14 protein-coding genes are annotated in these 24,606 nt (G+C 49.6%); 2 read left to right on the top strand and 12 right to left on the bottom strand.

All coding sequences use genetic code 11. From position 1 onward, the window contains the following. Positions 1 to 10: 10 nt before the first annotated feature. Together rpsG and rpsL are read right to left on the bottom strand one after the other, a co-directional pair. Positions 11 to 481 (bottom strand): 30S ribosomal protein S7, encoded by a 471-nt coding sequence (gene rpsG / locus PG728_RS05695; protein WP_072510687.1) that lies wholly within the window; start codon positions 479 to 481, stop codon positions 11 to 13. Position 482: 1 nt separating this feature from the next. Next, positions 483 to 857 (bottom strand): 30S ribosomal protein S12, encoded by a 375-nt coding sequence (rpsL, locus tag PG728_RS05690; protein WP_072510686.1) that lies wholly within the window; start codon positions 855 to 857, stop codon positions 483 to 485. Between the two features lie 2,871 nt (positions 858 to 3,728). Between rpsL and PG728_RS05685 the strand changes: the two genes are divergently transcribed. Then, the gene (locus PG728_RS05685) at positions 3,729 to 5,279 is read left to right on the top strand and encodes an isochorismate synthase (RefSeq protein WP_270626277.1); all 1,551 of its coding nucleotides are present in this window, start codon (positions 3,729 to 3,731) and stop codon (positions 5,277 to 5,279) included. A gap of 157 nt (positions 5,280 to 5,436) precedes the next feature. Here the strand turns inward: PG728_RS05685 and PG728_RS05680 are convergent, their stop codons facing one another. From PG728_RS05680 to PG728_RS05665, 4 genes are all read right to left on the bottom strand, one after another. Next, positions 5,437 to 7,608: a hypothetical protein gene (locus tag PG728_RS05680; RefSeq protein WP_270626275.1), complete on the bottom strand. Its 2,172-nt coding sequence runs from the start codon at positions 7,606 to 7,608 to the stop codon at positions 5,437 to 5,439. Positions 7,609 to 7,753: 145 nt separating this feature from the next. After that, complete coding sequence (locus tag PG728_RS05675; protein ID WP_270626272.1) at positions 7,754 to 10,027, bottom strand: thiamine pyrophosphate-binding protein; 2,274 nt, start codon at positions 10,025 to 10,027, stop codon at positions 7,754 to 7,756. Further along, entirely contained in the window at positions 10,024 to 11,106 is a 1,083-nt protein-coding gene (locus PG728_RS05670; RefSeq protein WP_270626270.1) for an o-succinylbenzoate synthase, read from the bottom strand. The genes PG728_RS05675 and PG728_RS05670 overlap by 4 nt, the downstream gene beginning before the upstream one ends. A 113-nt stretch (positions 11,107 to 11,219) precedes the next feature. Continuing rightward, a complete protein-coding gene (locus PG728_RS05665; protein ID WP_270626268.1) occupies positions 11,220 to 12,452 on the bottom strand; it encodes a 1,4-dihydroxy-2-naphthoyl-CoA synthase in 1,233 nt (410 codons plus the stop codon). A gap of 1,402 nt (positions 12,453 to 13,854) precedes the next feature. Here PG728_RS05665 and PG728_RS05660 point away from each other — a divergent pair. Beyond that, on the top strand, positions 13,855 to 15,768 hold the full coding sequence (locus PG728_RS05660; protein WP_270626266.1) for an AMP-binding protein: 1,914 nt from the start codon (positions 13,855 to 13,857) through the stop codon (positions 15,766 to 15,768). Between the two features lie 6 nt (positions 15,769 to 15,774). Here the strand turns inward: PG728_RS05660 and PG728_RS05655 are convergent, their stop codons facing one another. The 6 genes from PG728_RS05655 to PG728_RS05630 form a co-directional block, all read right to left on the bottom strand. Further along, entirely contained in the window at positions 15,775 to 16,617 is an 843-nt protein-coding gene (locus PG728_RS05655) for a hypothetical protein (RefSeq protein WP_270626265.1), read from the bottom strand. A 90-nt stretch (positions 16,618 to 16,707) separates the two neighbouring features. Further along, positions 16,708 to 18,228 carry an alginate O-acetyltransferase AlgX-related protein gene (locus PG728_RS05650; RefSeq protein ID WP_270626263.1) on the bottom strand — a complete coding sequence of 507 codons (1,521 nt, stop codon included), beginning with the start codon at positions 18,226 to 18,228 and terminating at the stop codon, positions 16,708 to 16,710. Positions 18,229 to 18,246: 18 nt separating this feature from the next. Further along, complete coding sequence (locus PG728_RS05645; protein WP_270626262.1) at positions 18,247 to 19,704, bottom strand: MBOAT family O-acyltransferase; 1,458 nt, start codon at positions 19,702 to 19,704, stop codon at positions 18,247 to 18,249. Next, positions 19,704 to 21,443 (bottom strand): peptidoglycan-binding domain-containing protein, encoded by a 1,740-nt coding sequence (locus PG728_RS05640; RefSeq protein ID WP_270626260.1) that lies wholly within the window; start codon positions 21,441 to 21,443, stop codon positions 19,704 to 19,706. Before PG728_RS05640 ends, PG728_RS05645 begins: the two co-directional genes overlap by 1 nt. A gap of 202 nt (positions 21,444 to 21,645) precedes the next feature. Then, on the bottom strand, positions 21,646 to 22,584 hold the full coding sequence (locus PG728_RS05635) for a hypothetical protein (protein ID WP_270626259.1): 939 nt from the start codon (positions 22,582 to 22,584) through the stop codon (positions 21,646 to 21,648). A gap of 36 nt (positions 22,585 to 22,620) precedes the next feature. After that, positions 22,621 to 24,465 carry an aminotransferase class I/II-fold pyridoxal phosphate-dependent enzyme gene (locus tag PG728_RS05630; protein ID WP_270626258.1) on the bottom strand — a complete coding sequence of 615 codons (1,845 nt, stop codon included), beginning with the start codon at positions 24,463 to 24,465 and terminating at the stop codon, positions 22,621 to 22,623. Positions 24,466 to 24,606 lie beyond the last annotated feature (141 nt).

Genomic DNA, 24,606 nt, shown 5'->3' with positions numbered 1-24,606 from the left:
CCGGTTAGGTTTACCAGCGGTAATGAGCGAAAGCCTTGTTGGACTCCGCCATCTTGTGCATGTCTTCACGACGCTTCACCGCAGCACCCAGGCCGTTGGAAGCATCCAAAATCTCGTTCATGAGGCGTTCGGTCATAGTCTTTTCGCGACGTTGGCGTGAATAATCAACCAACCAGCGCAAAGCCAAAGTGGTTGCCCGAGCAGGGCGAACCTCTACCGGTACCTGATAGGTGGCGCCACCAACGCGGCGAGAACGCACCTCAAGGGCGGGGCGAACATTCTCCATAGCCCGTTTGAGGACGCTGACCGGTTCTTGCTCGGTACGTTCACGTACACCCTCGAGTGCGCCGTAAACAATACGTTCCGCCAATGATTTCTTGCCATCTAGCAGCACCCGATTGACCAATTGGGTAACAATGGTCGAGTTGTAAACCGGATCAACTGCCAAAGGGCGCTTAGGAGCTGGACCTTTACGAGGCATACTACTTCTTCTCCTTCTTTGCGCCGTACTTGGATCGACCCTGGCTGCGGTCACGAACACCCTGAGTGTCCAACGCACCGCGCACAATGTGGAAACGCACACCGGGCAGATCCTTTACACGTCCACCGCGCACCAGCACGATGGAGTGTTCTTGCAGATTATGTCCCTCGCCGGGAATGTAAGCGGTTACTTCAATACCGCTGGATAGGCGCACACGTGCCACTTTCCGCAATGCCGAGTTCGGCTTCTTCGGGGTGGTGGTGTAAACACGAGTGCAAACGCCACGACGCTGAGGGGAACCCTTTAGCGCGCGAGTTTTACTCTTCGCCTTCTTAGTTGAGCGTCCTTTGCGGACCAACTGTTGGATGGTAGGCACTACTTCTCCTGTTACTGAATGTCTAAACTATTGCCACGCGGTACCGAAATATCTGACCCCAGAATCGGGCATAATCCACCGCTGGGGCCGGTCCGCAAGGTCAAGGCTGCAGGATGCTTGCCTAGGTGGTCAGCGGATTACGCCTGACTGACTTACCCTTTACGTCCGGAGCTCAAAGCAGAAGAGCCCGCGCCAGAAAATCTGGCTAGTTTGCGCCGTAACTGAGCGAACTGGACTTTTACAGTTTAAGCCGGCGGCTGCAACTGGTTGCCCAGGAGCTTGCGTAACGAACGCATCTCTGGAGCCCGGTATCGCGGGCACCGTTATTAAAATTAGCTACGGAGCGGCGAAGGGTCAAACCTGACTACGAAATATTTGCACTTTTGTGACTGATTCCATGGGTTTGTTCAAGCTGCGCTCTCTCATGCTTTGTCGATGGCGACGGATTACTGTCCTTTCCGCCCTCCGCAGACATAGTCACCCTCCCGGTTTGCGTGCAAACCCTCTTTTTTAAGTCTTACCTACAAATCAGGAGGGCGGTTCTGCACAAGGAGGGTGATTTGTGGCATTAGCGGCGACATTTTCACCCTCCCGCAACATTTCCGCCCTCCACAGACAAAAGCTCTTCCCGCTTCCAGGTCGGCGTAACATTTCCACCCTCCCAGTTCACACACAAACCCTCTTATTTAAGTCTTACCTACAAATCGGGAGGGCGGTTCTGCACAAGGAGGGTGTTTTTGTGCCATTAGCGCTGACATTTCCGCCCTCCCGTGACGTTTCCGCCCTCCACAGACAAAAGCACCCTCCCAGTTCACGCACAAACTCTCTTTTTTAAGTCTTAACTACAAATCAGGAGGACGATTCTGCACAAGGAGGGGGATCTCGTATCGGGAGGGTGATTCTGCACAGGGAGGGCGATTTTTGGCATTAGCAGTGACATTTCCGCCCTCCCGTGACGTTTCCGCCCTCCACAGACAAAAGCACCCTCCCAGTTACGGTTTTAGGTGCAGATTGGCTGGGATTTGAGGGATTAGGAGACAGTTATGGCTAGTTCAGGAGGGTGGTTTTACATCGGGAGGGTGGTTCTGCATAGGGAGGGCGATTTTTGGCATTAGCAGTGACATTTCCGCCCTCCCGTGACGTTTCCGCCCTCCACAGACAAAAGCACCCTCCCAGTTCGCGCACAAACCCTCTTTTTCAAGTCTTAACTACAAATCGGGAGGGTGATTCTGTACAGGGAGGGCGATTTTGTGGCGTTAGAGGCAACATTTTCACCCTCCCGTGACATTTTCACCCTCCGCAGACATAGTCACCCTCCCGGTTTCAGATCGGCGCAACTTTTTCACCCTCCCATGACATTTCCGCCCTCCACAGACAAAAGCACCCTCCCAGTTCGCGCACAAACCCTCTTTTTTAAGTCTTAGCAGCAAATCGGGAGGGCGATTCTGCACAGGGAGGATGGTTTTACATCGGGAGGGTGTTTTTGTGTTGGGAGGGTGTTTTTGCATCAGGAGGGCGGTTTTACATCGGGAGGGTGGTTCTTGCACAGAGAGGGTAGTTTTGTGGCGTTAGTGGCAACATTTTCACCCTCCCGTGACATTTTCACCCTCCCGGTTTCAGGTCGGCGCAACTTTTTCACCCTCCCATGACATTTCCGCCCTCCCCAGACAAAAGCACCCTCCCAGTTCACGCGCAAACCCTCTTTTTTAAGTCTTAGCAGCAAATCGGGAGGGCGATTCTGCACAGGGAGGATGGTTTTAGATCGGGAGGGTGTTTTTGTGTTGGGAGGGGGTTTTTGCATCAGGAGGGCGGTTTTACATCGGGAGGGTGGTTCTTGTACAGAGAGGGTAGTTTTGTGGCGTTAGTGGCAACATTTTCACCCTCCCGTGACATTTTCACCCTCCCGGTTTCAGGTCGGCGCAACTTTTTCACCCTCCCATGACATTTCCGCCCTCCCGTGACGTTTCCGCCCTCCGCAGACAAAAGCACCCTCCCAGTTCACGCGCAAACCCTCTTTTTTAAGTCTTACCTACAAATCAGGAGGGCGGTTCTGCACAAGGAGGGTGGTTTTATGGCATTAGAGCTGACATTTCCACCCTCCCGCAACGTTTCCACCCTCCCGCAACGTTTCCACCCTCCACAGACAAAAGCACCCTCTCAGTTCACGTACAAACCCTCTTATTTAGGTCTTAACTACAAATCGGGAGGGCGGTTCTGCACAAGGAGGGTGGTTTTGTGCCATTAGCGGCGACATTTTCACCCTCCCGCAACATTTCCACCCTCCACAGACCATATCGCCCTCCCGGTTTCAGGTCGGCATAACATTTTCACCCTCCCAGTTCCAGGTCTAGGCGACCTTTCCGCCCTCCGCAGACAAAAGTACCCTCCCAGTTCGCGTGCAAACCCTCTTTTTTTAAGTCTTAACTACAAATCGGGAGGGTGATTCTGTACAGGGAGGGCGATTTTGTGGCGTTAGTGGCAACATTTTCACCCTCCCGTGACATTTTCACCCTCCGCAGACATAGTCACCCTCCCGGTTTCAGGTCGGCGCAACTTTTTCACCCTCCCGTAACATTTCCACCCTCCACAGACAAAAGCACCCTCCCAGTTACGGTTATAGGTGCAGATTGGCTGGGATTTGAGGGATTAGGAGACAGTTATGGCTAGTTAGGGAGGGCGATTTCGTATCGGGAGGGTGATTCTGCACAGAGAGGGTGGTTTTGTGTTGGGATGCAGTTTCGCCTGCGGAGGGCATTAACGTGAGAATCAAGCAGGCCCGAAAGATGTAACACCCCAGTAACTCACCGAAGAAAGCCCTCATGCAGCGAATCGGTTCGTTTCTAGCAGCTTCCTGACTTATCATGAGGAATCGTGTGCCCATACAGCCTATCCGCAAGCAAAGTTTTGCAGTATCACGTATGCCGGCTGAGCGAACACGGCTGCCAGTTCGACCAGCTAATTGCGTATCTACAGCAAAATCAGCAGCGACTTTCCGCGCAGTTACCCGCGGAAAACGCCCTGACCGTATGGAGCGGACAGCGCCTGAAGATAGCCGGAATAGGAATAGCGTGGCAGGAATCTTTTAGCGGGACAGACAGTTTCCTTAAAGCCCAAACCACCTGGCAAAAGCTGTGTTCACACAGTCAAAACCTTAGAAACCAAATATATAACACCGCTATTTTCCCAAATGGCAATGCGGATCAGGAATATCTTCCGGACTCTCAGCCCGCACCCCTTGCCGCCAATACCGATAATCCTATTTTCCGGAAAGAAACTAGCGCTCAGTTTGATGGATACAAGGCAGATTCGACACCTACCTGGCCGTTGGTATTCGGTAGTTTCGGTTTCACTCCCTCCACTCCCTCCATTTTGCTAATACCAGCCCTCGCGGTGGTAAGCACTGATAGTGGAACCTGGCTTTGGCAGGCGCGTTTACAAGGTGAGAATAGTAATTCTCAAGGATGCGAGCCAGTTTCCTTCCAAACGCGAAGCGACAAATTAGCCACTAACTCCAGCCAAACAATAACTACGGGGTGTTCCTCTGACCCCACATTAGCCGTAGCGAAACCAGCGACCCTGCAGGCAAAAATGCCCAGTCACGGCGGGGAAAGCGCTCCAGTCTGTATCGAGAAAAGCTATCCTCATCTAAATCCGCAAGCCTGGATGCAGGCAGTAGGGCGAGCACGAAGCGAAATTCAAAGTGGTAGAGCCGAGAAAATCGTACTCGCCCGCGACATACAACTTCGCTTTGACCAGGAGATTTCTTTACTTAGAGTCACAAACTACCTCGCAAATCAATACCCAAACTGTTGGACATATGCGATAGACGACCTGGTGGGAGCTAGCCCCGAGATGCTAGCCAGCGTTCTGGACGGGAAACTGCTGTGCCGCGTCCTGGCTGGCTCGGCTATTCCCACCAAGGAGAATTATCTCTTTACCGACCCTAAAGAGCAGCTAGAACACCGATTAGCGGTGCAAAGCGCCGAAGAATCACTTGTGAACCTCGGTCTCGATTTGCAAGTCCCCTCCCCGCGGCTACTCCGCCTAGGGTATGTTACCCATTTAGCAACCGATATTACTGCCGAAAACCTAGCAGACCAGGGCGTAACCTCGCTGAGCGCTGCTGGAGCTTTACACCCCACCGCGGCTGTGTGCGGCAAACCGCGCGAAGTTGCAGCAGCCCGCCTTAGCGAACTAGAAGCAATGAATCGGGGGCGTTACGCTGCCCCAATAGGCTGGATGGATGCCAGTGGCGAGGGCGAATGGGCAATCGCGTTGCGGTGCGCGCAGCGGCATCATTCCCGTGGCGATATTTACCGAGTTATTGCTGGTGCTGGCATTATGAGGGATTCTAATCCTCAGCGCGAACTGGTCGAGACTGAAACCAAAATGTCACCAATGATTCGGGCATTAACAGCGTAAGTATACTGAGATATCTAAAAACGCGAACTTGGCGTGTTTTCTTAAAGCGCTATGCATATTAGCCGTTAGTTATAAGAAAGCTACAGCTAGTTATCGACCCTTATCCAGGTTAATGCCGATAACTAGCTGTAGCTCAAATGGTTATTTAGTTATTTTTTTAGTTTTTCGCCTTTTTACGGACTGATACTAATGCCATTCCGGCTCCTAGCATTGTGATGAAGCAGATTAGTGCTACATATGCTTGAGTGCCGGTATTTCCTAAACGACCGGAAACAGATCCCTTACCTGGCTTTGTCTTCGAGTCCTGAGATTTTCCTGGCTTAGCCTTCTCCGCAGCAGTCTTAGCCCGAACAGTCTTAGCAGGCTCAATCACAGACGAAGAACCATCAGCATAAGAAATAGTCACCTTACCGTTATCAGCAACCTCGACCTTAGCAGTATCAGGAAGATTAGGATTAGCAGCCTTAACCGCAGCCTTAACAGCATCCTTCTCACCAGCAGTCAACTTAGCAACATCATCAACCGCAACCACAACCGGATCAACCAAACTAGCCTTCTCCGCAGCAGTCTTAGCCCGAACAGTCTTAGCAGGCTCAATCACAGACGAAGAACCATCAGCATAAGAAATAGTCACCTTACCGTTATCAGCAACCTCGACCTTAGCAGTATCAGGAAGATTAGGATTAGCAGCCTTAACCGCAGCCTTAACAGCATCCTTCTCACCAGCAGTCAACTTAGCAACATCATCAACCGCAACCACAACCGGATCAACCAAACTAGCCTTCTCCGCAGCAGTCTTAGCCCGAACAGTCTTAGCAGGCTCAATCACAGACGAAGAACCATCAGCATAAGAAATAGTCACCTTACCGTTATCAGCAACCTCGACCTTAGCAGTATCAGGAAGATTAGGATTAGCAGCCTTAACCGCAGCCTTAACAGCATCCTTCTCACCAGCAGTCAACTTAGCAACATCATCAACCGCAACCACAACCGGATCAACCAAACTAGCCTTCTCCGCAGCAGTCTTAGCCCGAACAGTCTTAGCAGGCTCAATCACAGACGAAGAACCATCAGCATAAGAAATAGTCACCTTACCGTTATCAGCAACCTCGACCTTAGCAGTATCAGGAAGATTAGGATTAGCAGCCTTAACCGCAGCCTTAACAGCATCCTTCTCACCAGCAGTCAACTTAGCAACATCATCAACCGCAACCACAACCGGATCTGCGAAGTTGATTTTTACGAACATCTTGACAGTGTCAATGGAGTCGCCTTTTTGATCGTCCTTGTATTTGACGTTTACGGTAATCTCTTGGGCAACTCCGATCTTTGTAGGATCAATAGAATCGGGTACAAGTTTTGTACCTTCAGGAAGCTGCAAATCTGTCTCGTTATAATCAGCGTCGCTTGCCTTCGATTTTGCTTTAAAAGTTACCGCTTTTGCCTCGTTAATTTTATCGGAGGTTAATTCGGTGAGACTCGAAATTTCAATGGGTTTATTTACGTTATTCAAAGTCTGGTCAAGAACGGGCTCGTACTTATCCTTAAGCGGCTTAACGACGTAATACATCTTGCCAACTGATTTATCTTGATTGTTGGAGGCACGGTAAACCGTATAGGTGGTTTTATGGTCACCTAATTTCGCATCAAGAGCAACTGTGCCATGTACTTTTATTTCATACTGAGGATAACTACCATCAGCATCAGACTTAACCTGTCCACTATCTGCCATGTCCAGAAGTAGACCTTTCGGCAATTCCTGTACTTCCACGTACGGTCTACCATCGGCATTTAACTTAACTTGAGAGATTGAGGGCGTGCGGATGGTTTCACCCTTTTTATTCTTGGGATTACCCGGTAATGCCAGATTTTCTAAATACATCTTGTGGTTTACCAACCCAGCAGTATCACCGCGGAAGAAGTAAAGATTTACCGTATCCCAGGGGTAATCAGGGGCAGAAACGGTGTTGCCATTGTTTTGCCACAGTGGCAGCTGCGGAAAATCATGGGAGTCGTTATCGGTAGTCCAGGCATATTTAGTAATATCTGCAACATCCAACGTATTGGTTGAAATGTCCTTATAGAGCAAGGTTGCAACCCCACCCTCAATCGTTACATTTAACGCCTCAGGGTTCGCAGCTTTAACTTTTTCTTGAAGGGTTTTGACCTCTTGGTCAGTTAAATCCCAAGGATTATAAACCTTGATTTTCTCTGCGGGAGGTTTAGCTGGATAGTCATCCTTAGCTGCCGCAAATGCGGGAACAGCACTAAAAGACAGGGCAACAGCACCCGCTAAAGTTGCACCTGCTATTTTCTTAAATAATTTCATTTACATTATCTCCCCCCCCCCGATTCCTTAGCCTTCGACTTACAGACCAGAACCGAGGATTATATTAAGGAATTCCAACAGATTTAGATTAGCATAAGAGGAATAAAATCTGAATCCACTAACAGCAAGTCTGCAACCAAGCAGGCTACACAGATAATTCGTTAGAAATGGCGGATTCCAGTAAAGCTCTGCGAGAACGCAAATCCGGCAGGTAAGCATTAATTTCAACGATTTCACGGCGCGGAGTCTCCCGAAGAATCTTCTTCAGCTCCTCTGCGTCCTGAGCGCAACGATAATCCCAGCCCAGCCCAGTAGCCAATGCAGAAAAATCAAAACGCTGCGGGGTCAAGAAATAACGCGGAAATACCTCCCGGTAGCGCTGCTCGCCATGCTCCAAAGTAGCAAAGATATTGCCACCCCCATCGTTTAACACCATCACCTGAACGACTGGTTGTTTTTCCAGCTGCCCCGTCAGCAAACCCGTCAAATCGTGCAGACAGGTCAAATCCCCGGCAATCAGACGCACTGCCCGACCAGTTCCGGCAGCCAACCCCAAGGCGGTCGAAATATTCCCATCAATCCCGGACAGTCCCCGATTCGCGCAATACCTGATTCCCCGCCCTCCCCGAGCAGCTAAATCAAAAGCCCGAATCGTGTTAGAAGCCCCCAACATCGTCAAGGGCGGCGTGCAGCCCTGACTGGATTCCGGCGCGTACACGTCCTCATAAATGCGGGCAAAAGCAAACGGGTCTATTCCCATTTCTAACTCCCGCAGACTCTCCTCAAGTTCAGCGTTATTATCCGAATGGGACAGCCGCAGCCGATGCGCCACCTCGCTCGCTAAAGATGCTCTAGCGGTATCCCCAGAAGTTGCAAACACAACCTTGGTAGACTTACTTAAAGCTACCTCCTCAGCAGTTTTCCCTGGAGAGCTTTGACGCGAATCAAGAGCCGCATACTTCGAATTTTGCCAAACCGTTACCGCTCGTGAATCTACGCAGCGCCGATAGGCTTCCTCAACTGCGTGGGCGGCGCGCTGCCAACGTTGCAACCAACTGGTATCAGCGGCTTTAGGAAATACTTCCCCAACCCGCTCTACACTGGTCTCCACATATTTACCGGTGAGATTAGTTTTCGCTCCCAAACTGGGCAAAGAATAAATCGGAATATCCATGCGGGAAAGCAACGCCGCAACCGAACGCGATAACGTGGCATGACCAGCTACTATAACTTGCCGGATTTCAGAAGCCATAGCGGGTAAAACCTGCGGACCGTGAGCTATCTGCACCGCACTGCCAATCCCCACCCGAACCGTTGGCTCCGCTAACATCGGCAAGCCCCAAGCAGCAGCGGCCGTTTGCACCGCTAACGGGCATTGATCAGCTAAAACTACCACCGTTTTTGCTTCCGGCCTGGGAGCAGAGAATTCCTCCTGCACTCTATCTGCCTCGTCTAAAGCCGCGAGTGCGCCCTTTAGCCGCCCCTCAGCTTGCCCCACGGAGCCACTTCCACCTGGGGTTTTCTCTTTTCCTAAGGACGAGCCGGCACTTTGGTGGGTCGGGGTTAGATTCCCAGCAACACTCGGGAAAATAGCAGCGTCCTCGCCAGATTCTGCCTGTAGCAAATCTTGCGGAATCTCCCAGTTTTCGCTGCTGACCAGCGGAGGGGCGATACAAAGATTAATATGCACCGGGCAGCACTGCCGTATTCTTCCAGACACGTTAGCCCAGGCTCGCCTCACGGCGCAACGAATCTTTTCAACAGATTCTTCAATCACATCTTCTGTGGCATCAATATCTAGCGCAACCGGACAGTAGCGACCATAAATCCCCTCCTGCCAGGTAGTTTGATTGGCACCGGTGCCGCGCAGGGCGCGAGGACGATCAGCGGTTAAAACCATCAGGGGGATACCTGCGTGGAAGGCCTCCATAATTCCGGCCCCCAATTCGGCGACCGCGGTACCAGAAGTCACTACCAAAGCTACTGGCGTGTAGCTCTCTGTAAAGCCCTCATTGTTGCAGCTCTCAGCGCTTAAATCTGTGGCGCTATCACCGGTAGCCGCCAGGGTTGTGCGACTGCCGTCCTCAAAACCGGTAGTCTCTGTTCTAGATTTGACTGAATCCTGTAGATAAATGCCAGATTTCGCTAGCCCTAAAGCAAAAAAAGCGGCGGAACGTTCATCAAGACGAACATGGGTACGTACCAAACCGACCTGCTCTAACGCAGCTAAAGCATAGGTTAGGGGCGCAGAGCGCGAGCCGGGGCTAATGACGAAATCTCGCACTCCAGCCCGCACCAATTCGCTGACGGTTTCCCTGGCGAGGATGGTAGCGGATTCGGTCATATTTTCACCGGCATCAGCGGTTTGACGATTGTGATTATCGCCGGGCAAGTGGGAGGGCAGATAAGCGTCAGTCACCTAGTCGCTACCTCCGCCACATCTCGAATCCGCTGACTCCATCGTTTAACCAAATCGCGGCGAGGTTCCGTATCAGCCACCTGAATTAAATCTGGGTTTACTTCGACTGCTCGCACCTCCAAGCATCCGCCTTTGACCTGCCAATGCTCACGGGAAATATCCGATTTGAGCAGCTGGCTGGTGGCGAGGCCACAGGCGTGCGGAAGCTGGGGCAGGGCGGCAGCAGCACGCACCCCCAAGCCGATACCGATAGCGCTATCGACTGCGGAAGAAACCACCACTTCCATACCGCGTTTATTAGCTTCCTGAGCTAAATCTAGTACCGCTTGCACCCCGCCCAAAGGCTGGATTTTCACCACCATCACATCGGCACAATCTTCTGACAGTTCAGCTAGAGGATTGGGGAAACGGCGAATCAGCTCATCGACCGCTATCGGCACCGAGACGGTTTTACGCAGTTCACTGAGCTCTTCGGCGCTTTTACAGGGCTGCTCTACATATTCCAAACCCCCCGCTGCCTCATTTAAGGCTGCAATCGCGGTTTTCGCTTCCTCCAGATTCCAGGCTCCATTAGCATCAACCCTGATTTGGTAATCCCCGCCGATTTGTTTTTCGAGGGCGGCTCGCACGGCTTTTACCCGTTCCACGTCATCAGCAAGTTCAGTGCCTCTATCAGCTACTTTGACTTTCGCTGTGCGGCAACCTCCGCTTTGCTCTACGATTTGGGTGGCGCGCGCGGGAGATACCACCGGAACGGTCACGTTCACCGGCACGCTTTGCCGTACCGGGTCTGGCAGGGGCTCGGTCAGAGCATTAACCGTTGCCCACAGCCAACGTTTTGATTCATGTGGTCCATAATCCCAAAAGGGCGCGAACTCTCCCCAGCAATCCCCACGACGCAACAGCACGCCCTCGCGCACAATTATCCGGCGGAAACGGTTCACCAACGGGAGGGAATAAACCAAGGCCTGGTCAATTTCGATAGGGGGAAACTCGCTATGGTCAAAAAGACTGCTTAGCTCACTAAGTTCAGGTTTTGACACCTCAACCAACATCGGGGTGTTTATGTTTCCTACCATCACGATTCCCTTTAAAGTAAGTTGTTATCGCCCCATTTAGCTAAGCGGTTTTGGGCTTGCCGCTAGCTTTTTGAGCTTAATGTTTCCGGTTATTTTACTTTTCTCTTATAAATCTAATAGTAATAGGGGAATGCTGACCAGTCAGGCTCCCGATGTTCCAAGAATGCGGTGCGCCCCTCTTCGGCTTCATCGGTGCCGTAGGCTAATCTGGTAGCTTCTCCCGCAAAGAGTTGCTGCCCTAATAACCCATCGTCTGCCAGGTTAAACGCATATTTCAACATCCGGATAGCCTGGGGAGATTTCCGGGCGACAGTTAGTGCCCATTCTAGCGCTACGGCTTCTAGTTCCTGATGAGGTACTGCCGCGTTGATTACCCCCCATTCTTCGGCTTGCCGCGCATCATAGGTGTTTGCCAAGTAAAAGATTTGCCTTGCCCGCTTGTCACCTACTTGCCGCGCCAGCAGTGCCGAGCCATATCCGGCATCGAAGGAGCCGACATTGGCATCGGTTTGTTTGAAACGAGCATATTCTTGGCTGGCCAACGCCAGGTCACACACCACCACCAGGGAATGTCCACCCCCGGCTGCCCATCCGGGAACTGCCGCAATCACCGGTTTCGGCATTGCCCGGATTATCCGCTGTACCTCTAGAATATGTAGGCGTCCGGTACGCGCTAAATCTAGATTTTGCCGGCGCTGGGAAACTTCCGCGTCCGGGTCGGCACCTGCCTGTTCATATCTATACCCGCCGCGGTCACGAATCCGCTGGTCACCACCGGAACAAAAACTGTACCCCCCGTCGGAATCGCTAGGACCGTTCCCGGTGAGGATTACGGCTGCCACATCGGCGGCACTACGGGCATATTCCAGACACGCCAGCAGTTCATCTACGGTGTGGGGACGAAAAGCGTTGCGCACTTGTGGTCGGTCAAAGGCAATGCGCAAAACCGGAAGTTTAGCGCCATTTTCCCCGCAATCAGCCAGTTCGGTAGCTTCCAGGTTGGTTAGCTGGTAGCGTTCACGCCCGGGCTTGTAGGGTTTTGGGTTTCTACTTGATTTGACCGGGTGGGAGGTAGTTTCACCCGGCAAGGATGGGGATAAGGACGAGGGGGAGGGCGAGGGCGAGGATGGAGTTGGGAATGATGTTGAGGGCGAGGGCGAGGTCGATATTGAGGAGGAGGGGGCGGGAGTTGAAACTGGGGCATCTTCGGCAGCTGCTAAACCGTTCATGCCTCTGCTTTTCACTACTGCGCGATGAAAGGTGAGGTCAGTTAAGTTTTCAAATCCGGGAACCGGAATCCATCGCTGCGCGTCGAAAGTGTCAGATATATTTGCTAGCTGGCTCATAGCTTTACCTTATCGCGAGGTCGCTCTTACCTAAGTTTCCTCCTTAGCCACTACCCCGCAAAGCGACATCATTTCCTTTCTGCACTCGCCCTCATAAGGCAGGAAGTTTTTCCTCCCCTCCCTGTGCAAAATCACCCTCCCTATACAAAACCACCCTCACGATTTGTAGTTAAGACCTAAAAAAGAGGGTTTGGACGCGAACTGGGAGGGCGATTACGTCTCGGGAGGGCAGAAATGTAATGCCGACCCGCAACCGGGAGGGCGAAAAATCCACCACTAACGCCACATAACCACCCTCCCTATACAAAAACACCCTCCCGATTTGCAGTTAAGACCTAAAAAAGAGGGTTTGCACGCGAACCGGGAGGGCGATACTGTCTGCGGAGGGCGAAAACGTCACGGGAGGGCGGAAAATCCACCACTAACGCCACAAAACCACCCTCCCCATGCAAAACCGCCCTCCCGATTTGCAGTAAAGACCTAAAAAAGGGGGTTTACAAGCGAACTGGGAGGGCGATTACGTCTCGGGAGGGCAGAAATGTAATGCCGACCCGCAACCGGGAGGGCGAAAAATCCACCACTAACGCCACAAAACCACCCTCCCTATACAAAACCACCCTCCCGACTTGCAGTTAAGACCTAAAAAAGAGGGTTTACAAGCGAACTGGGAGGGCGATTACGTCTCGGGAGGGCAGAAACGTCACGCCGACCTAAAACCAGGAGGGCGATACTGTCTGCGGAGGGCGGAAACGTCACAGGAGGGCGAAAAATCCACCACTTACGCCGCAAAACCACCCTCCCTATACAAAACCACCCTCACGATTTGTAGTTAAGACCTAAAAAAGAGGGTTTGTGTGCGAACCGGGAGGGTGACTATGTCTGTGGAGGGCGGAAATGTCAGCGCTAATGGCACAGAATCGCCCTCCCTAAGTAAAACCACCCTCCTTATGCAAAACCGCCCTCCCTATGTAAAATCGCCCGCCTTGTGCAGAACCGCCCTCACGATTTGTAGTTAAGACCTAAAAAAGAGGGTTTACAAGCGAACTGGGAGGACGATACTGTCTGCGGAGGGTGGAAACGTCACGGGAAGGCGGAAATACCACCACTTACGCCACAAAACCACCCTCCCTATACATAACCACCCTCCCGATTTGCAGTTAAGACCTTAAAAAGGGGGTTTGCACCTGAACTGGGAGGGCGATTACGTCTCGGGAGGGCAGAAATGTAATGCCGACCCGCAACCGGGAGGGCGAAAAATCCACCACTAACGCCACAAAACCACCCTCCCTATACAAAACCACCCTCCCTAACCAGACATAACTGCCCTCCAATCCCAGCAGCCACAGCTACTGCCCACCGGCGCGATAAGCTTAACGATAGCGCCTACTATCGGAGGTCGGATTTGCGCGTTGTTCCCCCACCTAGCACAACAGCCAGGCAAGCATGCGAAATTTTAGCTTCTGCAGATAGCATCAGCGCAGGAAGCTACCATCTTGAGAAAACCGAACACGCTCCGCAAACTATCTGGCTGCAGCCGAAACCAAATAGGGAAAACTCTCCAGGACAGCCCACAGAAGATACCGCGCCTCGCCCCCTGATTTTCCTGCCAGTATCCGATAACCCAGAGCACGACGCGTTATTTTTCACCGCTCTAGAAACCAGGTTGCGAGCCGAAAAACCCTCAGCACCGGCAGCACCGGTCAATATGGAAACCTCTCAGGACAGCAAACATAAAGACCTTATTGCCGCCTTACAGATTTTAGAGAACTACCAGCCGATATTCTTTCCCGTCCGCGCTGAACGTCTCACCCCTATTTGGGCACGCCAACAGGCTTTAAGGCTAAAACGATTGCCTAAAGAGGTAGTTTTCCTGCTTTCAACTTCAGGTTCAACTAAACCCGGAGGACGCTTAGTCGGACTTTCACTCTCCGCCCTGGAAGCCTCCCACCAGGCAACTTGCGAGCGCCTGGGTACAGACGGGATTTGGATTTCGGCTCTCCCCCGCGATCATATTGCCGGTTTTCAAGTGATTGCTCGCGCCTTTGCCAGCGGTAGCGAAGCACTAACTATCGACATGACCGGCGGGTTTAAGGTCTCACGTCTTACGGATGCTCTGCTGCGGGCCAGGGAACTTACTTCCTCACTATCCCCCTCCCCCGCCTTGCCACTTTATTTGTCGTTAGTACCCACTCAGCTGCGTCGCGCCCTCGCCAATCAGGAAGCGGTTTCAGCTTTACGTTTATGCGCTGCAATCCTGGTGGGAGGAGCACGCATTTCCCCAGCTCTGCTGGCTGAGGGACGCGGGAAAGGGTTAAATCTGGTAACCACCTACGGCATGACTGAAACCTGTGGCGGATGCGTTTATGACGGAGTGCCGCTGCCGGGGGTGAAAGTTGCGGTTAATGCGGGGAGGGTTTGGCTTTGCACTCCTGGGTTGATGAGTGGATATTTAGAGGAAGAATGCGACCGTGAAATCCAGGTGTTTAACGGGGAGCGCTGGCTTAGAACGAATGATTGGGGACGGATTGTTGTTAAGGACGAGCATGGGGGCAGTATTACCGAAAACGCTGCTGGCTCCAGCGCTGGCAGGAATAAGGGCACATCGCTAGCATTCCCGCTGCCATCTCCAGAAAGTGCGCCTATTGGGCTGGAACTTCGCGAAAAGGGCAACGATGTGGGGCAAAATCAGGAGATAGGCTCCGAGGATTATGCCCAGCGAACTGCCCCGCTAATCATTGATGATATTTCTTCTGCCCTCCTAGAGGTATTAGGGAGGATAGACGACACTATTATTTGTGGGGGTGTCAATGTTTCACTTCCCCTAGTAAAGGAAGCATCTGAGAAGTTCGGTTTTTCGGGGATAGAGTTGTGCGGTCTGCCTGATGAGGAGTGGGGCGAGGTGTTGTGTGCAGTTTTTTCCCGGCAAAGGTTGAGGGGCTATGAAGCATCTTCCCCAATGCTGAATCCGAAATCTCCGGTTTCAGCAAAGCTAAACTTCGCCGGAGTAAATCCGAAAGACGTAGGTTCAAGTGAGTTAAATCCGGGAGAGTTAAGCTCGGGAGATTTGCCTTCGAGTGGGATAAATGGGATAGATGAGATAAATGCGGCAGATTTAAGCATTGGAGACTTAAATCCGGCGTACCTGGGACAAAAACTACGTGCCGCTTTGCGCGGGCGCTTGCCGGCTTCGCATTTGCCAAGGGCGGCGGCCATTCTTCCTGACTTCCCCTTATTGCCAAGCGGAAAAATCGACCGTCGCGCCCTAAAAAAAGCAGTCTACTGTCTTAACCAGCAAAACCTTATCTGGCGTCGCTGATTCTGGCTATCGCCATCCGGGATCGCCTTCACCTTTACAGGGGTTAGATTCCTGCTTGATATTACTACTTTGAGATTTTTTTCCGGCTGGTTTTGCTTTTTGCTTATTAGCTGGTGCTTTCTGTTTTTGAGTACGAGTGGTTTTAGGAGCCTTCTGGGTGGTAGATTTTTCTGTTACTTTCTTCCCTGATTCAGTTTTTTTAGATGCTTCTTGTTCGCTGGCAGCTTTGTCTGTTTCATCTGTTTCCTGCTTTTCAGCCTCCGCCTTTTCGGCGGCAGCTTTTAGAGCTTTTTGAGATTCGAGAGTGTCGAACTTTTCGCCATCTTTAGTCTCGCCTGCGAAATAGATTAATTTTAAATCCGTATCAAACCTAAGTTCTGTCTTACTTAAAGTTTTCAAGGTTTCAATCGGGAGCTGATTAACTTCATATTTTTCTTCTTCAGATGCATTAAGCAATAAATCGATAAGCGGTCTATGGTTTACTTTCGCAGCATCTGGATCACCATCTTTTTCGACCTCGTCTGCGGGAGCTTTCACATATTCGGCAGGAACGTAAAGAGTCGCCATCTCTTTATCTTTAAATTCTGTACCTTTTGTAAAGGCTAGCTTAGAGAACGCTTCGTCACCTGTTTTTTTAATCGACACTTCTTTAATACTTTTGCCCGTATTATTGGTGAGTGATACCTGAGTAGCATCTACCCCATCTGCACCAATAGCTATATTGGTAACCTTTTCTGGGGCTTTTTGCTTACTAGCGTCACTCGCGGAGCATCCGCTAAAAGCAAGCATTAGACCTAAGGCACTCAAGAGCAGAATAACTTTTTTCACCATATTTTGAAGAGCAGACACTGTTTCTTACCTTTCCTATTCTTCGAGATACGCATTTCATTTATAAATAATGTAAAGGGAGCTTAAGGAAGCCCACTTGGTTTCACTTAGCTAATTACCGTTCTCCTGTATTTCACCTATTTTTCTTACTTGCACACCGAATGCCTTACTGGCTGCATATATTTCTATACGGGTGTTCGCAGTAATATCTGATTGCGGTATATAGAATCGATACCCATAGTCATTAACTATTTGCTGGTTCCTGTTTGTAATTGATTTTCTGTAGCCTTGGTAATCTCGTATCTGTGTATCCTGTGATTCATTTTTTGCGGTCGTGATTCTGGCAAATACTTCAACATCACCTTGGCGGTGCGCGGCGGGAATAGTTCCATCGATTACTTTGAATATCCCATTCTTCTCTAGCTTGACTTTCTCTTTATCGGTACTATCCACCAGTTCATAGGCATTGAGATTAGTTGCGGGGCTCGCGAGAGCTGGAGGCTCGGTGGCGAAAAAAGGGATTAATCTTTCGGCTCGTTCTACAACTAACACTTCTGGCTCTTGGGAAAACGCATAGGTAATATCGTAGGGAATCAGCTTTGAATACTGGGCAGCGGCAAAACTGGGAGAAAGTACCGGCACTAGCGAGTTACCGAAAGAGTCCCGGAACATAAACAGATTCTTTTCACCTTGTCCCGTTGTTTGAACTAAATCCGCTGTCGCATCGGGGTTATCGTCTGCATATTCCCAGAGATCACCTTGGAATTGCTCTAGGTCGTTTATTCCTTCAGCTCGCCAGTTCGGTTCTGTCAAAGTAGAGGTCGGATTCTGCATTTTCTCTATATCACCGACGAATCCCGCCCCTAGTTTCCAATCTGGATTCTTGGCGAGGTTATCTACTTGCAAATGTTCGAGTAGCTGGTCGGCAGCAACGCACGCACCCTTGAAATTCCAATGAGTGTCTGCTTTCTGATAGAGAACCTCTTTGCTGCTTTTTAGTTTTTTGGTGAAATCAACATAGGGAACCCCTAAATCACCTAATCGCCTCTGCAAACGGTTCAAATTAGAATGCTCAAAATCTGCTGCTAAATATCGATTTGGCATATAGTTGCCGTAAAGGGTGTTCTTATTTGGCGCTAAAGCTACCGTAAATTTGATTCCGCGTTCTTCAGCCTGTTCAGAAAGAATCTTTAGATTAGTGGCAGCATTGTCTATCCCGCGGGAGGATAGCCGATTAAATCCCAGGTAGTCATCAAGGGTATCCCGGTAAAACAGGTAACCATCTTTACCTATAACAACCTGGTTGGTTATCGAGGACGAGAACAGCCCACGTTTGAGGGCGGCAGCAGTTCCAATCAGTTTTCCTCGAAAAGGGAAAGTTTTTTCGAGATAAGTTCCACTATCCCGCAAATAGTTGATGTTTAGCCCTCCGGAAGATGCTGTTAATGAGGGCGAAGTTAGTTTTGAGGCTTGCGAGGGTTCTTGCCATTTTTCTACCGGGAACAGGTGTGATACCGCTGGAATCAGCATCAGGCATAAAGTTACAGTCACGAAAATACGCATGAGGTGTTTGTTCATTTTTTCTGTTAGCGGGGTATTCTTTGCTTCGGATAAATCGCGTTTTTCATTCATTTCTACTGCCAGCACCTCCTAAAACCTGAAATAAATGAAGGGATGATAGCCACCGGCAGCCAGGATTAGCAGATTAGCTACTAGCAGTAGCAGCGTTAGGGCGAAGCTCCATATCCTGGTATCTACTACTGCCGGGCTATAGGTCGAGGAGGGATTAGTAACCCCTAGTTTTTCCCAAAAGGGCGCTTTTGGAGCCAAGATTTGAGTAACTGGGAGCATTGCGATTAAAGCGATGCAGAAAATGGTTACAGTCCACGGATCTAGGTATGACAGTGCTAAAGAACCGGCTCTCACCGTGGAATCAGTTTTTAACCCAACCATGGCGGCATAGAGATGCAAAGCTTGGGAAAAGCTATCAGCTCTGAAGATTACAAACGATGTCACCACGATGAACATCGTGTAGAAATGTCCAATCCAAGTTGGAAGTTTCTTGACGGGCAGGATTTCCTCGAGCATCAAAAATATCCCGTGGATTAGTCCCCACACTACAAAAGTCCAAGCAGCGCCGTGCCAAAGACCGCAAAGCAGAAAAACCGTGAATTTGTTTATAACCGTCCGGGTTGTGCCTTTACGGTTTCCTCCTAGAGGAATATAGAGATACTCCAAAAACCAAGTGGATAGCGAGATGTGCCAACGCCGCCAAAATTCTTGCATCGAGCGCGAAATATAGGGGTAGGTGAAGTTTTCTTGGAATTGGAAGCCGAACATTGCGGCCATCCCAATTGCCATATCCGAATAGCCGGAAAAATCGAAGTAAATCTGGAGGGCGTAACAGATAGCTGCTAGCCAGGCAGCATAAACATCTACTTGTCCACTTTGGCTTCCATAAATCCCGTCTACCACTACTGCCAAAGTGTCAGCGATAATCACTTTTTTGCTTAGTCCAACTATGAATCTACGTAAACCGCAAGCTACCCCGTTAAGGGTGATTTCGCGATGTGCTATCTGTTTTTCGATATGGCGGTAGCGCACGATTGGTCCCGCTATAAGTTGCGGGAAGAAAGAAATATAAAGCATGACCACGAAAGGATCACGAGCAGCGGAAATTCTCTTACGATAGACATCTATTACGTAAGAGAGTGCCTGAAAAGTATAGAAAGATATCCCAATCGGTAGAGATATTTCCCCGATTTTTAGGTTGAGACCCAGCACGGAATCTGCGGTTTGTACTAACATCCCTGTATATTTGAAGAACCCTAACATCCCTAGGTTAAGGACGAGCGCCAGCGTTAAAACGATATTGCGTCTGGTTGGTAGGCTGCCTTCTTTACCGGTATCCAAGGCTAAGGCTAAAGCCCAGTTCGCTAGGCAAGACACCAGCATTAACAGTACATAAATCGGTTCGCCGTAGGAATAAAACAGCAAACTCGCAAGTATCAGTACTGCGTTCTTTGCCCTTACCGAGGGGATTATCGCGGTGAGGATAAAAACAGACGGTAAGAAGAAAGAAATGAAAAGAACCGTACTAAAAACCACTAGTTAAGAGCTCTCTTATTGGCATCCCAATAGTAGATAGGAGCGTTCCAGTAGGTCTTGTAGTAAAACGCCCAGCCTCCTTTAGAACGCTTGTAAGCCATATCTTCGTCGGTATCGAAAATATAGGTGGTTCCACCGATTTTGATTTCATTCCAACCATGGGGGGCGCGTGCGTTGGCAACATATCCCAGGCGGATAGTTGCCTGCGAATACCCTAGCGCCTTAGCTATCCATTTGTAACCAGCAGCAAAGCTGTAACAGTTACCCCCGCCGTTGGCAAAAAATTCCTTGGCGTATCGGATATCCCAGTTACTGCCGCTAGGATGGGACTTCCCATGAGCACCAATATAATGATAGTTATTCACCACATACGCATAGGCACTGGATAAGGAACCATACCGCGCAACTATGGATTCTAGGGTGGCGTCTAGTTGAGCATCCCCGGAGCCAAGGTAGTTAAAATACATTCCCTTAGACCGGAGCGCTTTGATACTGCGCATCCCGACTTTGCCATCTGGGTAAATACCATTGGCTCTCTGGAAGTTTTTAACGCACTGCTCTGTAAGTTTTCCGTATCCTCCGTCTGGTGTGAAGCTACAGTATGAGGGATACAGATGGGTAAGAGCCGTTTGCACTACTTCAACTTTGTGATTCCAAGATCCATTACCCATAACACTGATGAAGTCGGTAGACGGGATAACCCAGACCGGAATCCCCTTTGCTCGTAGGGCTTTAGCAGTTTTCATCCCTACACCACCGTCTGGGGTAATCCCATGTGCCCTCTGGAAAGATTTCACAGCTGCCGTGGTTTTCCCTCCATATACTCCGTCAGCCCAGAATCCGGCATATTGTGGAAAGTATTTATTTAATCCTTGCTGCAAGACGAGCACACTGGCTACGCGAGAACCAGACCACATGGTGGCACTGGTCCAGTGGTTGGGACTTGGCTCTGGGGCATCTTTGATAACAATGTCTGTAGATGAATCCTCACGAATGGCGTCCGCGAAAGCCCGGTCTGCGATTTCACTTTCTGGCAAACCCAACTTTTCTCGGATATTACGTACACATTTAGCCGTGCCAGCCCCAAAAGTCTTATCCGGCCAGGTAATACCGCATTCATTTGGATACTTAATCATCATCCAAGTTTGTAAATTGCGCACGTAATCGCTGTTAGTCTGTCCCGGAACCAAGTTAAACTTAGTGTTGATTTTTCCAACAATCGCAGCTGTTATCCCCGCCTGGCGCAACTTTGCGGTCGTATAGTACCCAAATCCTCCATCAGCATATACCCCGAATTTGCGTTGTACACATTTGACTGCGGCCTCAGTTTTGCCACCAAACCCGCCATCGGGAGCGAAATCGACACATTCAGGATAGTAATGTGCCAACCCCAACTGCATGGTTCTAACTTCATTACTCCACTCACCGCGCCAAAGTACATGGGATACCAGAATTTGTGGACGAGACAACACTGGAAGTTGATTCGCAGCTTCTTGCCTGCTGACCGAAGTGTCCGAGTCTGCATTAGTCGGAGAGGAAGCGGGATTCGATGTTTCGGCAGAGCTTTCTCGTGTGGATTTATCCTTTTCAGGGGAATAGGAGTCGACCGTATCAGCCGCTTTGCTGTCTGATTCTTCGTTAGTTATTGTTCCGGTGTTTTCCAGTTCTTCGCCGTAAGCTGCCCCATTGACGGAAAGCATCAGCAGAATTGAAGAGAGTAAAACCGTCACAAATTTCACGCAAAAATATTTTGCTTTTGAAAACATCTATTTCCCCCTTTTATTCTCGCAAAATATGCTACCCCCCCCCCCGCGAATAAAGAGCAACTATCGTAACCAGCAGCACACCTGGGGAAATGAGCTATCAGTCTCCTTGAACAATCAAAAAGGACGAGTTAGTTGGCAATCCGGCAGTGCTCGCTAATCACCATTTACCACAGCCTCACAACCAAAATTTTCCTGCTGGCTCGCTAACATTTATCTGAGCCGAATCCGGAATGAGTTGCAGAATCTTATTGGCGAAATAGAAGTCATGAGCCACAATTCCAATGTTATAAACCAGAATTCTCTCTTCCATGCTGGTTCTTCCCGGTTTTTTCTTGGTTAAAACCTCTGCTACCTCAGCAAAATTGGGAAATTGATTAAAATACTTGAAATGTTCTATCTGGCTGGTTTCATCACCATATATCCGGTCAAAAACTAAATCCGCCTGCATAAAACCCCGAGTGTGAATGGGAATTAGAGTAGTTCCAGGCTCGAAAACCTCCGGGGATACTACATCTTCATGGAAAACAGTCACCGCCGAAAACACTACTTTCGCTCCAACCGCCGCTTCCTCCAGCGAGTCGTAATAGGAAAAATGGAGATTTGGATAACTGCTAAATCGCTCAGAGAAAAGATGATGCTGATTCTTATATTTAACAAGTCTGACGTCGAATTCTCGGTCAGGATGCCTGTGAGCAAGCACTAGCATTGCAGCCCGAGCAGTATTACCTAAGCCAACCATAGCGATTGACTGATACTCCGGAACCGCTAGTATGTCAGCGCTATGAACCGCCACCGCTCCGGTACGCATAGTAGTTATGTAATTGCCGTCAATGAGAGCCAGAGGTTTTCCAGTTTCGGTAGAATAAAGCAATATCTTGGCATCTAACGCCGGGCTTCTATCGGGATAGCGATTTACCAGCTTAACCCCGGCAATCCCCACACTGGGCATCACTATTGGCATAGTGTTCCAGAAACAATCTTTACCAGGATTAATGCTTATCTTTGCCGGCATAAGCATCTCAGTCTTATGCCTTAAAGCATCATCAACCCAATCCCACATAACAGCAGGATCCAGGTTAAGTTTTTCAATCTCTTTATGCCCGATGAGCTTCATATATCCCGTTCTTAGCTGCAGATTCTTGAATTAATTTCAGTGTTTTGCATCTTGGATGGCACGTAATACTTCCAGTAAGCGGGCGTTATCCTGGGTGGAACGAACCGCTAAGCGAATGTACTGCTTGCCATCAAAACCTTCTTTTTCAGATAAATCTTTTATGATTAAGTCATTTTCAAGACAGGAGATAGTAAGTTCCTTTGAGCTGTGGGGAGCCAGCACTTCCGCGGTTACAAAGTTGGCTTGTGAAGGGATTACCCGCAGATAGCTCAGCTGGTTCAGATCTTCTACGAACTTCGCCCTCACCGTTTTTATTTTCTCTAAGGCAGCTGCATAGTCTTTCTGGTATTTTTCTTCTATTTGCAGATAGAACTCGGCAAAAGAGTTAATGTTCCAGATAGAAACATCTTTCTTGAAACTTGCGATAGCGGCCGTATCCGAACTTGCTAAAATTCCCAGACGCAAGCCGGCAACCCCGTAACTCTTGGAAATAGATTTCATGATGAATAAGTGCGGATGGGAATCCAGAATTTCCTGGCTTAGTAGTGAATTGTCTTGGCCTTCAGCAAAGTCAATGAAACTTTCGTCGAGAACTAGGGTTACCCCCTCTTCTTCCGCCCAATCTGCCAGGCGGAGCGCATCTGCCTGGGGGATGAAGTTACCCGAAGGATTGTCAGGGTTAATCACAATCAGGGCTTTCACCCGCTCCCCGCTGTCTGTTTTCCCCTGTTCGTTGTTCCCGAAAAACTCTATTAAGTCATCTGCGGTGTAGGAAAAATCTGGGTTATCTGCCTGGAATACAACCGGCTTTTGCGAGCACCGATTGGGATACTCTTCAAAGGTGGGTCTAACCACTCCGTAAGGCATTGGCAGCTGCGCCATTAGAGATTTGATTAGCTCTGCTGCCCCATTCCCAACCACTACTTGTTCGGGGCGTAAAGCAAAGTTCTTGGCGGCAAGCAAAGAGTTCACTCCCATACCGGACGGATAGTCAGCAAGCAGGGAATCAAAGTTTGCTCGCATCTCGTCCTTCATGCGTTGGGGAGGGAAATAGGGATTTACCAGATAGCAATAGTCGAGCATCTTGGGGTAACGCCAATATCCGCCATAGCGGGATTCAAATAATTTCTTGCGTTGAGCAGTGTCAGGATGGAATATCGAGGACGCAATATCAAGATCTTGCACGTCATCGATTTCGTACCATTTCTGCCCATCTAGACGTTTAGCTTTTATCGCGGGATCATCTAGTAAAGTAATAACCCGCAAGACTTGCTCATAGTATTCATTACGTCCTAGAGCCTGGGTATAGGCATCTAGGAACGGAACATAATGCGTGGTAGAAAACTCTTTGGAAAACTTATAGATATTGACAGTCTTGTAGTAGGAATCAATATCGCGGTAAACAAATTTCTTGCCGGGGACGAAAGCAGAAATACTATCGTCCTCATCTAGTTTGACGACTGTGCCATCCATCCAGGACTCATATTTATCTACCAGCGCCAACGTAGGACGAGAATCGTCAAGGAGGGCATCTAGGATGCTATCTTCAAAAATCAAGTCTGACTCTAGTAGCACCGTATCTTCTTCAAGAAGTTTGTCCTTGGCTAGCCAAAGTGAATAGATATTATTCGTTTGGTCATAAATCGGGTTATTGATGAACTCTATCGGAGTAGAAATATCAAGAGTTTCAATAAAATCGATTAGCTTCTGCCCCTCATAGCCGGTCACAATTATGATTTTGGAAAAAGCTTTATTTTCAAGCTGATTGAGCATCCGCTCAATCATAGTTACCCCATTGACTTTCACCATGCACTTGGTGTTATCTGCAGTGAGATCTTTAAGGCGAGACCCCATTCCTGCCGCCAAAATAAGTGCCTGCATGAGACCAACTTTCTATCTATCGGTAGCCTTTGTTCGGTTTCTAATTCCCTAATGATACCGAATCGCAACTCTCTTACTCTGTTATCCGGGCAGTGTGTTTTGGACAAACCATGCGGTGAGCAAGGATAGTATAGACACACT

It is taken from the genome of Varibaculum timonense (assembly GCF_027694345.1).
GTDB lineage: Bacteria > Actinomycetota > Actinomycetes > Actinomycetales > Actinomycetaceae > Varibaculum > Varibaculum timonense_A.
Note: the sequence above shows the minus strand (reverse complement) of the source record. Positions and strands in the feature narration are given on the sequence as shown.

What these genes read in the sequence shown, in the direction of transcription:
- PG728_RS05650 (WP_270626263.1), bottom strand. Translation starts at nt 18,228, where the DNA reads ATGAATGAAAAACGCGATTTATCCGAAGCAAAGAATACCCCGCTAACA.
- rpsG (WP_072510687.1), bottom strand. Translation starts at nt 481, where the DNA reads ATGCCTCGTAAAGGTCCAGCTCCTAAGCGCCCTTTGGCAGTTGATCCG.
- PG728_RS05635 (WP_270626259.1), bottom strand. Translation starts at nt 22,584, where the DNA reads ATGAAGCTCATCGGGCATAAAGAGATTGAAAAACTTAACCTGGATCCT.
- PG728_RS05680 (WP_270626275.1), bottom strand. Translation starts at nt 7,608, where the DNA reads ATGAAATTATTTAAGAAAATAGCAGGTGCAACTTTAGCGGGTGCTGTT.
- PG728_RS05630 (WP_270626258.1), bottom strand. Translation starts at nt 24,465, where the DNA reads ATGCAGGCACTTATTTTGGCGGCAGGAATGGGGTCTCGCCTTAAAGAT.
- PG728_RS05670 (WP_270626270.1), bottom strand. Translation starts at nt 11,106, where the DNA reads ATGGTAGGAAACATAAACACCCCGATGTTGGTTGAGGTGTCAAAACCT.
- PG728_RS05665 (WP_270626268.1), bottom strand. Translation starts at nt 12,452, where the DNA reads ATGAGCCAGCTAGCAAATATATCTGACACTTTCGACGCGCAGCGATGG.